This window comes from Gammaproteobacteria bacterium, from assembly GCA_019911805.1.
Classification (GTDB): Bacteria; Pseudomonadota; Gammaproteobacteria; order Thiohalobacterales; family Thiohalobacteraceae; genus JAHJQQ01.
The window spans coordinates 1-12,087 of the sequence record JAIOJV010000100.1; the positions used below are offsets into that span (position 1 = coordinate 1).

Here is a 12,087-nt window from a genome sequence, read left to right on the forward strand (position 1 = left end):
CAATGTGCCCATGCCCGAACTGCCCGAAGTCGAAACCACCCGCCGGGGCATCGCGCCGCACGTCGTCGGCCGACGCGTGACCGGTGTCGTGCTGCGCCAGCGCCGCCTGCGCTGGCCGGTACCGCGCGCGTTGGAGCGCGAACTGCCCGGGCAGGTGATCCGCGCGGTGCGCCGCCGCGGCAAATACCTGCTGCTCGACACCGACCGCGGTACGGCCATTATTCACCTGGGCATGTCCGGCAGTCTGCGCATCGTGTCCGCCGCCAGCCCCGCCGGCAGGCATGACCATGTTGATATCCAGTTTGACGACGGCTGCAGTCTGCGGCTCACCGATCCACGGCGCTTCGGTGCCCTGTTGTGGACCACCGCGCCGGCAGAGGACCACGAACTGCTCGCCGGGCTCGGGCCGGAGCCACTGAGTGAGGCCTTCGACGGCGATCATCTGTTTGGCCTGGCGCGCGGTCGCCGGGTAGCGGTGAAGAACTTCATCATGAACAGCCGCATCGTCGTCGGCGTCGGTAACATCTACGCCAACGAGGCGCTGTTCATGGCGGGTATCCACCCGAATCGTGCCGCCGGGCGGGTGTCGCGCGCACGCTATGCACGGCTGGCAGCGGCGATCCAGGCGGTGCTGACTGCCTCCATCGGCATGGGCGGTACGACCCTGCGCGACTTCGTCGGCGGCGACGGCAAGCCCGGCTACTTCAGGCAGACGCTGCGTGTCTACGACCGCGACGGCGAACCTTGCCACACCTGCGGTGCACCGCTGCGCAGCCTGCGCATCGGCCAGCGCTCCAGCTTCTACTGCACGCACTGCCAGCGATGAACGCGCGCCGCCTGCTGCTGGTCCGCACCGTCAAGGTGCTCGCGCTGCTCGGGCTGGGCTTCGCCGTGTATCCGTTCGTCGCGGGGCTGCTGCCCGGTGATGGCGTGGGGCAGACCGATGGCGGGCGACCGTTTGGACACTGGGCGCGTGTGATCGATCTGGCGGGGCTGCCGCCGGGGCAGCTGCTCCGTGTCGACGGCTGGCCGGGTGGACCGGTGGCGATCTATCGTCGCGGTGACCATGAACTGGCCGGATTGGCACGGGTGGAGAACGAGCTGTACGATCCGCAGTCACAAGAGAGCCGCCAGCCGGATGCGCTGCGCACCCGGACACGCGCCCATCTGGAGACAGTCTTCGTCTTCCTTCCCACCGACACCGACCGCGGCTGTCAGGTACGGTCGCTGCCTGCGAACAAACAGCCCCGGCCCGGGATCGCCTGGTACGGTGGTTTCACCGAACCCTGCACCGGCTCGCTCTACGATACCGCCGGCCGCCTCTACCGCGGCCCACGCACCGCGCGGCAGCAGAACCTCGCCGTGCCGCACTACCGCGTCCTCGATGACCAGCGCATCGAACTCCTCGGCCCGCCACCGGGATCATGAACATATGCCACGAACCCCACGAAAGCGTATACAGAAATACCCCATGTAGGGTGCGTCAGGCTACGCCTCGACGCACCCTACATGGGCCCATATTTTCACGGGGTTCGTGAATTTCGTGGCCATCAAGGTTTCCCCGTACCTCTCCGCAACACACGGACAGCAAAACCTACCAGCGCACCACCTTCCGTGTTTTTCCGTGTGCTTCCGTGGCCATCACGTATCTCTTGATCGCCCCCGCAGCACCCGCCAGTACACGACTGCATTGACGACGAGCACTACTGCACCCAGCAGCCATTGCAGCTCGCGGGTCAGGTCTGCGGGGTAGATCAGCGGGATCAGATAGTGTTCGATGAAGCCGCCGCCGTAGCCCGCATCACCGGCGGCGGCGCGCAGGCGGTTCTCCAGTGGCGTCAGCGGACACACCCAGCCGACGAACTCGATGGCCGCGCCCCAGGCGACCACCGGCAGGTGCAGCCACAGGAGTCTGCGCCAGCGCAGCACGAGCAGGCCACCGAGCAGTACGAACAGGATGAAGGCGAGGTGCAGCAGCACCAGCAGGTCGGCGACGATGGCGGTGCTCATGCCCCGGACCGCCGCCCTGTGTTCATACCACCCGGGCGTCACCGCCGTCGATCGGGATCTGCGCGGCGGTGGTCTTGGCGAACAGCGGCCCGCACAGTTCGGCGGCGAGTTCGGCGACATCGCGGGCGCGGATCTCGGTCTTGAGCAGATTGCGGCGCGTGTACTGTTCCACCGTCAGGCCGTGGTGCGCGGCGCGCGCCTCCAGCACCTCTTGCGTCCAGATGCCGGTGTCGAACACGGCGTCCGGGTGCAGGGCGTTCAGGCGGATGCCGTCGGCGGCCCATTCCAATGCCGCGACGCGCATCATTTGCAGCAGTGCCGCCTTCGAGGCCGAGTAGGCGACTGCACCGGGACCGGGTGCGGCGACGTTCTTCGAGCCGATCACCGCGACACGGCCTGTGCGGGGGGCGAGTTTCAGCAGTGGGTGGGTGAGGCGCAGCAGGGCGAGGTTGGCGTCCAGATTCACGCGCAGCACCCGCTCCCACTCGCGCGTCTCCAGCTCGGCGATGGAGCGGCCGCCCGGAAACACGCCGGCATTGAGGACCAGCATGTCCAGGCCGCCGAACTGCAGCACGGTACGCTCCAGCGCCGCCTCCAGTTCGGCGGGCTCGGTGACGTCGCACACCAGACCGAGATAGGCCGCCTGGTCAGTCACCCGTGCCACGCCCGGGGCGATATCCAGACCGGCCACCGCGGCGCCGTGCGCCAGGAAGGCATCCACACAGGCGCGGCCGATGCCGGAGGCGGCACCAGTGATCAGCACCACCTCACCGGTGAACATTGGCGAGGTGCCGCCCTTGCGCAGCTTGGCCTGTTCCAGGTCCCAGTACTCCACGTCGAAATAGTCGCGCGCCGGCAACGCCTGGTAGCGCTCCAGGCGCGTGGCGCGGGCGATGGTGTCAATGGTGTGCCGGTAGATGTCGCGCACGATGAAGGCGTCCGGCGCGCTGCGGCCGACGGTGGACAGGCCGAAGGCCGGATCGAGGATCACGCGCGGTGCCGGGTCGAGCATGGTCTTGGGATCGCGGGCCTGTGGCGCGTGCGTCTCGAAATAGTGCCGGTAGGCCTCGGCGTAGGCATCGAGGTCACGCCCCAGCAGGGGGACGCGTTTGGTACGGATGACGTGGTCCGGCGTGGCTGGCCCCTGTTGCGTGATGTCGTCGAGGTCCGCGCGCTGCGCGAAGGCCAGCGCCTGGTCGTCGCGCACGCTGTGCAGGATCACCGGGGCACCGATCATGTCGGACAACCGCCGGCGCAGGCCGGTCAGCTCCAGGCGCAGCGGGCCGGTCTGTTTGACGGCCGGGTTCCAGTCCAGTGTCCAGGCGTCGCGCGCCTGCAGTTCGGCCTCGGCCATCGACACCAGCTCGAGCATGCGCGCGTAGGCCTCATGCGCGCTGTCACCGAAGGAAAACACGCCGTGGTTCATCAGCACCATGCCGATCGTGCGTTCACTGCGCTCGCGCGGGAAGATCTCGGCGCACAGCCGCGCCAGGTCGAAGCCGGGCATGATATAGGGGATGACGACCACCCGGTCGCCGTAGAGCGTGCGGATACGCTGCGCACCGCCCGGAGTATTGCACAGGGTGACGACGGCATCGGCGTGGGTGTGGTCGACGTATTTATAGGGCAGGATGGCGTGCAGGATGGCCTCGACCGAGGGCGTCGGCGCGGCTGCATCCGTCATGTGGGTACGCAGTTCGTTGACCATCTGCGGATCGGACAGCAGCGGCAGTTCCGCCAGCCGCAGCAGATGCGCCATACGTACCGGCGCGAAACCGCCGGCCTCGATAAACTCCAGATCCCAGCCGCTGCCCTTCACATAGAGGATGTCCTCCTCCTCGCCCAGAAGGTTGGTCTCGCGGATCTTCACCGAGGTGTTGCCGCCACCATGCAGCACCAGCGTCTTGTCACGCCCCAGCAGGCGCGAGCTGTAGACGCGCTGGCCCAGGTCGCCGGGATACTGGGAGGCTTCGGCGTCGTTCCAGAGGCTATGCATACAGCGGCTTCCTTTCAAGACGGGCTGAGTGGCTATTTGACTCTGTGGGTGTTAACCACCAAGGACACAAAGAAACACTCGGTATGCGCAAATGAGAGGGTGTCTGTGTCATAGGACGACACCTTCGCTCCATGCAATCCAGAACCGATCTCGCATTGTTCGAACATCACTTCGTGTCCTTCGTGGTTCTAGAGAGCAAGTCACGTCGAGCTGAGTGGCTATTTGACTCTGCGGGTGTTAACCACCAAGGACACAAAGGAATGCTCGGTATGCGCAAATGAGGGGGTGTCTGTGTCATAGGACGACACCCTCGCTCCATGCAGTCCAGAACCGATCTCGCATCATCCGAAAATTACTTCGTGTCCTTCGTGGTTACAGAGAGCAAGCCGGTGCTGCGGACCTCCGCCAGCCCCGCGCCGCGCGGATCGCTGGCAGCAGTCACCGTGTCGGCCCGCCGGTCCCAGAGGATGGCCTGCATGTTGCCGTAGGGGTGATCGAGCGGCGCGAGCCGGTGACCGCGTGCGACCAGTGCCTGCTGCAGGTCCGCGTCGAAGGCGCCCGGTTCGAACTGGACGACATCGGGCAGATACTGGTGATGGAAGCGCGGCCGACTCACCCAGTCCGTCACCGGCCGGCCGGCGGCGAACTCCAGTGTACCCAGCAGGACCATGCTGATGATGCGCGAACCGCCGGGCGTGCCGAGGATGGCGACCTGGTCGTCGCGCTCCAGGAAGGTCGGTGTCATCGACGACAGCATGCGCTTGCCGGGTGCGATGGCGTTGGCCTCGGCGCCGACCAGGCCGTAGGCATTGGGCGTGCCGGGCCTGGCCGAGAAGTCGTCCATCTCGTCGTTCAGCAGCACGCCCGTGCCCGGCGGCACGAAGGCCGCACCGAAGGGGTAGTTGATACTGAGAGTGGCGGCGACGCGGTTGCCCTCGGCATCGAGGATAGAGAAGTGCGTGGTGTGCGGGCCATCGACCGCCGGCTGCGTGCCGCGCAGGCTGGCACTGGGCGTGGCGCGGTCGAGGCGCAGCGAGGCGCGCAGGCCGGCGGCGTAGAACGGGTGGATCAGCCGCGTGATGGGCATGGCGACGAAGTCCGGATCGCCGAGGTATTCGGCGCGGTCGCGGTAGGCGCGGCGCAGGGCCTCGACGATCACGTGGGTACGGGTAGCCGCATCCAGCGTCTCCACGTCGTAGCCGGTGAGGATGTTGAGTGCCGTCAGCAGCACCACACCGCCGGAGGAGGGTGGCGCTACGGTGGTGATGCGCAGCTCGCCGTACTCACCGCGCAGCGGCTCGCGCTCGACGACGCGATAGGCGGCGAGATCCTCCGTCGTCCAGATGCCGCCGCCGGCGCGCACGCCCGCGACCAGGCGCGCGGCGATATCACCTTTATAGAAACCGTCGTGGCCATCGCGTGCCAGCGTGGCGAGCGTCGTTGCCAGTTCGGTCTGCACGAGGCGGTGGCCGAGGGGTGGCGGCTCGCCGTCCACCAGGAACAGCTGGGCCGCCGCGGCGGATTGTGCCAATGCGGCCTGCCGGAAACCTGCATAGCGCCGGTACAGGGCATCGACCTGGAAGCCCTCACGCGCCAGGCGGATGGCCGGCGCCAGGCTCACACCGAGCGGCAGCCGTCCGTACTGCGTGGCCAGATGCGCCAGCGCCGCCGGCTCACCGGGGATGCCGGCGGCGAGTGCGCCGTCGATGGAGCGGCCGGCGATGACCTCGCCCTGGGCGTCCAGATACAGGTCGCGGTGCGCCGCCAGTGGGGCGCGCTCGCGGCCGTCGAGCATGGTCTCGAAGCCGTCGGCTGCGCGATGCAGCAGCCAGAAGCCGCCACCACCGATGCCGGAGCTGTAGGGTTCGACCACGGCCAGCGCGGCGCTGACGCCGACCGCCGCGTCGAAGGCATTGCCGCCCGCCGCCAGCACCTCGAAACCGGCCTCGGTGGCCAGCGGGTGCGCGCTGGCGATGGCGGCGGCGGGCGGCTGCGGTCCGGCGGTTAACGGGGCCGCGATCCAGGCGAACAGGCAACCCCACAGCAGAAGGGCCCCGTTCAGGGGCCCTCCAGGGATGCGTGAGCGGTGCGGCGGGCGGCCGGTCGGCATCAGGCCTCCTTGGCCACTGCCATCAGGTGTTCGTACTTGGCCATGAGCTGCTCCCGCGTCTCGACGCGGTTCGGGTCCAGGGGGATGCAGTCGACCGGGCAGACCTCCACGCACTGCGAGGTCTCGAAGTGGCCGACGCACTCGGTGCACAGGTCAGGGTCGATGACGTAGATCTCGTCACCCTGCGAGATGGCGCCATTCGGGCACTCGGGCTCGCAGACATCGCAGTTGATGCATTCGTCGGTGATCATCAGGGCCATGGTTCTCTCCCGCGGACGGCAGCCGCAATGCGTATAAGCTGCCGGTAATACTACCGGAGGCCGGCGCGCAATGCAGCCATGACGGCCGGGTGGACGAAATGTGAGACGTCTCCGCCCAGCATCGCAACTTCCCGCACAAGACTAGAAGAAACAAAGGCATACTGCTCAGATGGGGTCAGGAAGACGGTCTCGATGGCGGGCGCGAGCTGGCGATTCATGCTGGCGAGCTGGAACTCGTACTCGAAATCCGATACCGCCCGCAGGCCGCGCAGGATGATGTTGGCGCCATGCCGGGCGGCGAAGTCCACCAGCAGCGAGTCGAAGCTGCAGACCTCGACCCGGGCTATACCGCCGAGTGCCGTGCGCGCCAGTTCCTCGCGTCGCGCCAGCGGAAAGGCCGGTGTCTTGCCGGGGTTCGCGGCGATGGCGACGATGACGCGGTCGAACAACCGCGCCGCCCGCTGCACCAGGTCGGTGTGTCCGTGGGTGATGGGATCGAAGGTGCCCGGATAGATCGCCGTCTTCATGCGCAGTGTCTCCCGCGCCAGCGCGTGCTGGCAGCGTTATCGTACCGCACCGGCACCGGGAGGCCGAGGGGCGTATCTAAGTCGATGGAGGTGCCGACGTCGACCGCAATGGTCGCGACCGTGCGATTGGATGCGCGCAGGCAGACAGGACGGGTGTAGCGGGCGCCCCCGGACGGCCGATCAGCGTGCATTCATCTCAGAATCCGCATTTGCCACGGCAGCACACGGAAGACACTGCGATAAACCAGCGCCGCAAAGCTCCGGCTCATCCCTGGCGGGTGCGGAGCGTGGTTGTGTGAAGCGTATGGTCTTGTCCGTGTTGTTCCGTGGCTGAAGTGAGTTTTTTAGCTTCACTGCGCGGGCGCTGCCGTGTCCATGCCCCCAACCGGCTGGCCGTTTACGGTCAGGTGGCTCACCACGTCCGCGACCCCTCGCGTGCTGCGGGCCAGTTCGATCGTGAGCGCACGGACAGCCTCCGTTCCGACATCGCCGTTCAGGGTGACGACACTGTCTTTGGTAACGACGTTGATGCCGATCCCGTGGGCATGTTCGCTGCGCATCAGGCGTGTCTTCACCAGTGCGGTGGTGGTGGCGTCGGCCACGGCGCGCATGTAGCGACCCATTTCCGGGCGACTCCGCTCCAGCGTGCCGGGTTCGGAAGGCTCGGGTGGGATCCGCTCTGCCTTCTTCCGGGTCGCGGCGTCGGGGTCGACCTCCAGAAGCATCTGGACGTCCTTGACGCCGTCGGTGTTCGTTGCGATGAGTGCGGCGAGTTCGCGTTTGATGTCATTGTCCACGGCACCGAACAGATAGACGACGCGGCGTTTGACGTCGACCTCGATGGGCTGATCGTGCAGCACGGTGTTCAGGGCAAAGGTCGTGCTGAGCTGGGATTCCAGCCGGGCATCCGTCACGGCCTCGTCACCGATCGGTGGACATTCTTCCGCCGCCTTCGCCTGCTGCGGGGCGGCCGCGGTGATCAGCGGGGATAGGGTCACCAGCAGGGCGGTGATCGCCACCTGTATGAGCAGTCGCTGTCTCTGCATCTCCCACCTCTCTGACTGTCGGTTCGACCGGGAACGGAATTGCACATGCGTCGCCGGGATGAATTCGGGATAACGCCGCTGCCAGTGCATCACGCCGGCGTTGCGCCCAGAATGCCCCTCCTGGTTCGGCGGTCGGCAGCCGTCCAAGAGCGCATCCTGTCCCTGTTATCAAAACCTAGCCCAGTCCGGGCAGGTTTCAAGTGCAGACGAGCTGAGAGAGTGTGGCGGCCCGGGGTGTGCCGGCCGTGCGCTGCGCTGTCCCTCGACGCCCCGGGTCGCCGCTGGCTACACTGGCCACTCGTACTCTGTCAGGATCGGATGCATGAAAAACGTCGAGCGACACCGAGTGGTACGGCCGCTCGGCCGCCGCCAGCTGTGGATGCCCTGCCATCTCGGACCGACGCCGGACAGGGGGCCGCGGGCGGTCGTGCCTCTGCCGGCACGGATTCTCATCACCCATCGCCGGTTGGGCGCCGCATGACGCCCTGGGTGTTGCTCGACACCGCCCGTATCCCCGGTCGTGCGTCGGGAGAGCTGCGCCTGTACCGGCGTGGCGACGAATTCTCCATCAAGGCCGGCACCTGCGACCTCATGAACAGTCGCGTCCACGGCTCAGAGGACGCGCTGGCCGGGTCCGGCTGCGCCCACTTGCGCGGACAGGCACGATCGCGGGTACTGATCGGCGGTCTGGGCATGGGCTATACACTGGCCGCCGTCCTGACGCAGCTCGACGCGGCGGCCGAGATCGTGGTGGCTGAACTGGTGCCGGCGGTGGTGGCGTGGAACCGTGGGCCGCTGGCGGACCTGGCGGGGCGGCCACTCGACGACGCACGTGTGCAGGTGTGCGAGCAGGACGTCGGCCTGGTCATGCGCGCCGAACGGAACGGGTTCGACGCCATCCTGCTGGATGTCGACAATGGCCCCGAGGGTCTGACGCGCCAAACCAACGACTGGCTCTATGGCCTGGAGGGATTGGCGGCGGCCTATGCGGCGTTGCGGCCGGGCGGTGTGCTGGCGGTGTGGTCGGCCGGCCCCGAGCCGGCGTTCGCGCAGCGCTTACGCAAGATCGGCTTCGCGGTGGAGGAGACGCGGGTGCGCGCGCATGCCGGCAAGCGGGGTGCGCGGCACGTCATCTGGCTGGCCACGCGTGCCGTCTGAGCGCTGGGCTACCCGGCCAGGGCGTTCGCCGACTGATCCGCCCAGTGCATCGCGGCGAGGTAGACGTCGGTCATCTCGGCCGGACCGAGCCGGTCGAAGTGCGCCTGGTCGAAGCGGCCGTGCTCGTACGCCAGGGTGCAGGCGAGCGCCTCCCCATAGGGGCCTTCCTGTCGCAGCAGGGCAGCACGGATGTCGTCGGTGAACGGCAGGGTGTCGAGGGTGGTCTCCAGGGGCGTGTCGATCAATGCCTCCAGCAGCGAGAACAGGCCGACGGTAAAATAGATGTCGGGCTGCCGACGCTGCGCACGCTGCGCGAGCAGTTCGCACATCCGGGCGCGCTGCATGGCCTGCGTGACCAGCGCGGCGGGCTTGTTGTCCAGGCCGGCGACCACCAGCAGGCTCACCCAGGTGCGGATGGCGCGGGTGCCGAGATAGACGATCGCCTGACGGATGGAGTCGACCTTCTTCGGCAGCGCGAAGAACGCCGAGTTGATGTAGCGCAGCAGCTTGTAGCTCAGGGCCACGTCCTGGACGATGAGCTGCTCGATATCGCCAGGCTCCGCCTGCGGGTCCTGCACGCGGGCGAGCAGCTGCAGGACGGGGAGCCGGTTGGGGGCCAGCTGTCGACCCTGGACGATGTTCGGCTTGGACAGGAAATAGCCCTGGAAATAATCAAAGCCGAGTTCCCGGCAGTACTCGAAGTCCGCGCGCGTCTCGACCTTCTCGGCGATCAGGCTGACGTCGTGGCGACGCAGCAGCGTGACCTGAGCCGACAGTTCATCGCGCGGGACCATCCGCAGATCGACCTTGACGATGTGCGCCAGCTCCAGCAGTGCCTGCCGGCCCTCGCGGAAGACGAAGTCGTCCAGCGCCACCCGGTAGCCCTGGTCGGTGAGCGCCCGCAAGCCGGCAAGGACTTCGGCGTCGGGTTCGATGTCTTCGAGGATCTCGAACACCACCCGGTCGCGGGGAAACGGCAGTGGCGCCGGTGCGGTGACGAAGGCGCGTGTCAGGTTGATGAACGCATGACGATTGTCGACGACCCGCTCCAGCCCCAGCTCGATGAAGGTATTGACGATGACCTGGGAGGTCGCGCGATCCCCGTCGAACGGGGCATCGGGGCAGGCCGCCTGGTTCAGGTTGCCGCTGCGGAACAGGAGTTCGTAGGCGTAGACCTGGAGGTCGCGATCGAAGATGGGCTGTCGCCCGATGTAGATGTCCTGCATGCTGCTGTGTCCGCAATCACGGTCCCGGATTGTTATGTAATTGAAACAACTGATCTTCCGAGATCACTTGGCGGTCCTGGGTGCTTATCGGCGCCGACCCCCGTTACCTGAACACCCGCACCGGCGGGCCGGCGGTACGGGCGTAAAACCCGTATTTCTACCGCAAAGGACGCAAAGGCGCGCGAAGGAAATCGCAAGGCACTTTTACCGCAAAGGACGCGAAGGCGCGCAAAGGAAAATCATTAACGAGTAGTAAACCCAAAATGTATTTCAGCCACGGAAGCACACGGAAATACACGGAAGATGGGGATACAGCGGGTTTTGCATTCCGTGTATTTCCGTGGCCAATGTGGTTTTGAATTCATTCCAGAAATCCCTTTGCGCGCCTTTGCGGTAGAAGTGGATCCATCCAACAAAAAACCCGGCCGAGGCCGGGTTCTGTGTCTGCGGGAGGGCAAGATCGTTACTTGATCTTGGCTTCCTTATACGGCACATGCTTGCGCACCACCGGGTCGTACTTGCGCATCTCGAGCTTGTTTGGCGTCGTGCGCTTGTTCTTGGTGGTGGTGTAGTAGTGACCGGTACCGGCGCTCGATACCAGTTTGATCTTGTCGCGTGCACCCTTAGCCATGTCTCACCTCAGACCTTTTCGCCACGGGCGCGCAGGTCGGCCAGGACCGTGTCGATACCCTTCTTGTCGATGATGCGCATGGCCCTGGCAGTCAGGCGCAGGCGCACGAAGCGGTTCTCGCTCTCCACCCAGAACCGGTGCTTGTGCAGGTTGGGCAGGAAACGGCGCCGCGTCTTGTTGTTGGCGTGGGAGACGTTGTTGCCGGTGGTCGGCCGCTTCCCAGTCACTTGGCAGACTCTGGACATGGCTGCAAATCCTTAGAATTCCATCGGGTCGGGCGCCCGGCCAAGCCGGCCTGGGACCCACAGAGCGGCGCATTATGTCAGATGGCCCGGGCCCAGACAAGCCGCAGACCCGCCGGCGCCAGGCCGGATCCTGGAGCCCCACGTCCGGCAGGCTCCTAGAGCAGCCCGCGCTCGGCGAAGGAGACCGCCTCGCCGTCGCCGATCACCAGGTGGTCCAGGACCCGGATGTCTACCAGGCCCAGGGCGTCGCGCAGACGCCGGGTCAGGTGCAGATCGGCCTGGCTGGGCTCGGCGACCCCGGACGGGTGATTGTGGGCCAGGATCACGGCGGCGGCATTGTGGGCCAGTGCCGTCTTGACGACCTCGCGCGGGTGGACGCTGGCCCCGTCCAGGGTCCCACGGAACAGGGCCTCGTACTCGATGACCCGGTGCCGGTTGTCCAGGAACAGGCAGGCGAAGACCTCGTGGGGGTAGCCGCGCAGCCGGGCCTGCAGGAACCGCCGGGTGGCATCGGGGTTGGTGAGGGCGTCGCCGCGCCGCAGATCGGCCAGTAGATAACGACGCCCCAGTTCGAGCGCGGCGTGCAGCAGCGCCGCGGTGGCCGTTCCCAGGCCCCGGCAGGCCTGGAGCCGTGCCGGCGACAGATCCAGGCAGGCGCGCAGCCCGCCATGTTGCTCCAGCAGTTCGCGGCCCAGTTCGACGGCATTGCGCCCGGCGGTGCCGGTGCGCAGGAAGATGGCGAGCAGTTCGGCATCCGAGAGACTCTCGGAGCCGCGGGCGAGCAATTTCTCGCGCGGCCGTTCGGCCGCCGGCCAGTGGCGGATGGACATGGACAACCTCCTTGTTGTCGGTGGGTGTGGGACGTCTACAGCATAGCT

14 protein-coding genes are annotated in these 12,087 nt (G+C 66.7%); 4 read left to right on the top strand and 10 right to left on the bottom strand.

The features are described from left to right. Positions 1 to 10: 10 nt before the first annotated feature. Positions 11 to 826 (top strand): bifunctional DNA-formamidopyrimidine glycosylase/DNA-(apurinic or apyrimidinic site) lyase, encoded by an 816-nt coding sequence (gene mutM / locus K8I04_12870; GenBank protein ID MBZ0072601.1) that lies wholly within the window; start codon positions 11 to 13, stop codon positions 824 to 826. Next, on the top strand, positions 823 to 1,428 hold the full coding sequence (locus tag K8I04_12875) for a hypothetical protein (GenBank protein MBZ0072602.1): 606 nt from the start codon (positions 823 to 825) through the stop codon (positions 1,426 to 1,428). The genes mutM and K8I04_12875 overlap by 4 nt, the downstream gene beginning before the upstream one ends. Positions 1,429 to 1,641: 213 nt before the next feature. On the opposite strand, the gene K8I04_12880 is transcribed toward K8I04_12875, so the two are convergent. The 6 genes from K8I04_12880 to K8I04_12905 form a co-directional block, all read right to left on the bottom strand. Further along, positions 1,642 to 2,010, bottom strand: a complete 369-nt coding sequence (locus K8I04_12880; GenBank protein MBZ0072603.1) for a DUF2784 domain-containing protein — start codon at positions 2,008 to 2,010, stop codon at positions 1,642 to 1,644. Positions 2,011 to 2,032: 22 nt separating this feature from the next. Further along, positions 2,033 to 4,006, bottom strand: coding sequence for a bifunctional aldolase/short-chain dehydrogenase (locus K8I04_12885; protein ID MBZ0072604.1), 1,974 nt, complete (start codon positions 4,004 to 4,006; stop codon positions 2,033 to 2,035). Between the two features lie 352 nt (positions 4,007 to 4,358). Next, complete coding sequence (ggt, locus tag K8I04_12890; GenBank protein MBZ0072605.1) at positions 4,359 to 6,116, bottom strand: gamma-glutamyltransferase; 1,758 nt, start codon at positions 6,114 to 6,116, stop codon at positions 4,359 to 4,361. Continuing rightward, a complete protein-coding gene (locus tag K8I04_12895; protein MBZ0072606.1) occupies positions 6,116 to 6,376 on the bottom strand; it encodes a YfhL family 4Fe-4S dicluster ferredoxin in 261 nt (86 codons plus the stop codon). Before K8I04_12895 ends, ggt begins: the two co-directional genes overlap by 1 nt. A 50-nt stretch (positions 6,377 to 6,426) precedes the next feature. Then, positions 6,427 to 6,903: a pantetheine-phosphate adenylyltransferase gene (coaD, locus tag K8I04_12900; protein MBZ0072607.1), complete on the bottom strand. Its 477-nt coding sequence runs from the start codon at positions 6,901 to 6,903 to the stop codon at positions 6,427 to 6,429. A gap of 350 nt (positions 6,904 to 7,253) precedes the next feature. Beyond that, positions 7,254 to 7,949, bottom strand: a complete 696-nt coding sequence (locus tag K8I04_12905) for a BON domain-containing protein (protein MBZ0072608.1) — start codon at positions 7,947 to 7,949, stop codon at positions 7,254 to 7,256. Positions 7,950 to 8,271: 322 nt separating this feature from the next. Between K8I04_12905 and K8I04_12910 the strand changes: the two genes are divergently transcribed. Both K8I04_12910 and K8I04_12915 read left to right on the top strand, forming a co-directional pair. Continuing rightward, on the top strand, positions 8,272 to 8,430 hold the full coding sequence (locus K8I04_12910) for a hypothetical protein (GenBank protein ID MBZ0072609.1): 159 nt from the start codon (positions 8,272 to 8,274) through the stop codon (positions 8,428 to 8,430). After that, the gene (locus K8I04_12915; GenBank protein ID MBZ0072610.1) at positions 8,427 to 9,107 is read left to right on the top strand and encodes a hypothetical protein; all 681 of its coding nucleotides are present in this window, start codon (positions 8,427 to 8,429) and stop codon (positions 9,105 to 9,107) included. Before K8I04_12910 ends, K8I04_12915 begins: the two co-directional genes overlap by 4 nt. A gap of 8 nt (positions 9,108 to 9,115) precedes the next feature. Here K8I04_12915 and K8I04_12920 read toward each other — a convergent pair whose 3' ends face one another. The 4 genes from K8I04_12920 to radC all read right to left on the bottom strand — a co-directional run bounded on the left by K8I04_12920 (position 9,116) and on the right by radC (position 12,039). Beyond that, on the bottom strand, positions 9,116 to 10,333 hold the full coding sequence (locus K8I04_12920) for an HDOD domain-containing protein (protein ID MBZ0072611.1): 1,218 nt from the start codon (positions 10,331 to 10,333) through the stop codon (positions 9,116 to 9,118). Positions 10,334 to 10,796: 463 nt separating this feature from the next. After that, on the bottom strand, positions 10,797 to 10,964 hold the full coding sequence (gene rpmG / locus K8I04_12925) for a 50S ribosomal protein L33 (protein ID MBZ0072612.1): 168 nt from the start codon (positions 10,962 to 10,964) through the stop codon (positions 10,797 to 10,799). Positions 10,965 to 10,972: 8 nt separating this feature from the next. Next, positions 10,973 to 11,209 carry a 50S ribosomal protein L28 gene (gene rpmB, locus K8I04_12930; GenBank protein MBZ0072613.1) on the bottom strand — a complete coding sequence of 79 codons (237 nt, stop codon included), beginning with the start codon at positions 11,207 to 11,209 and terminating at the stop codon, positions 10,973 to 10,975. Between the two features lie 155 nt (positions 11,210 to 11,364). Continuing rightward, the gene (gene radC, locus K8I04_12935; protein ID MBZ0072614.1) at positions 11,365 to 12,039 is read right to left on the bottom strand and encodes a DNA repair protein RadC; all 675 of its coding nucleotides are present in this window, start codon (positions 12,037 to 12,039) and stop codon (positions 11,365 to 11,367) included. Positions 12,040 to 12,087 lie beyond the last annotated feature (48 nt).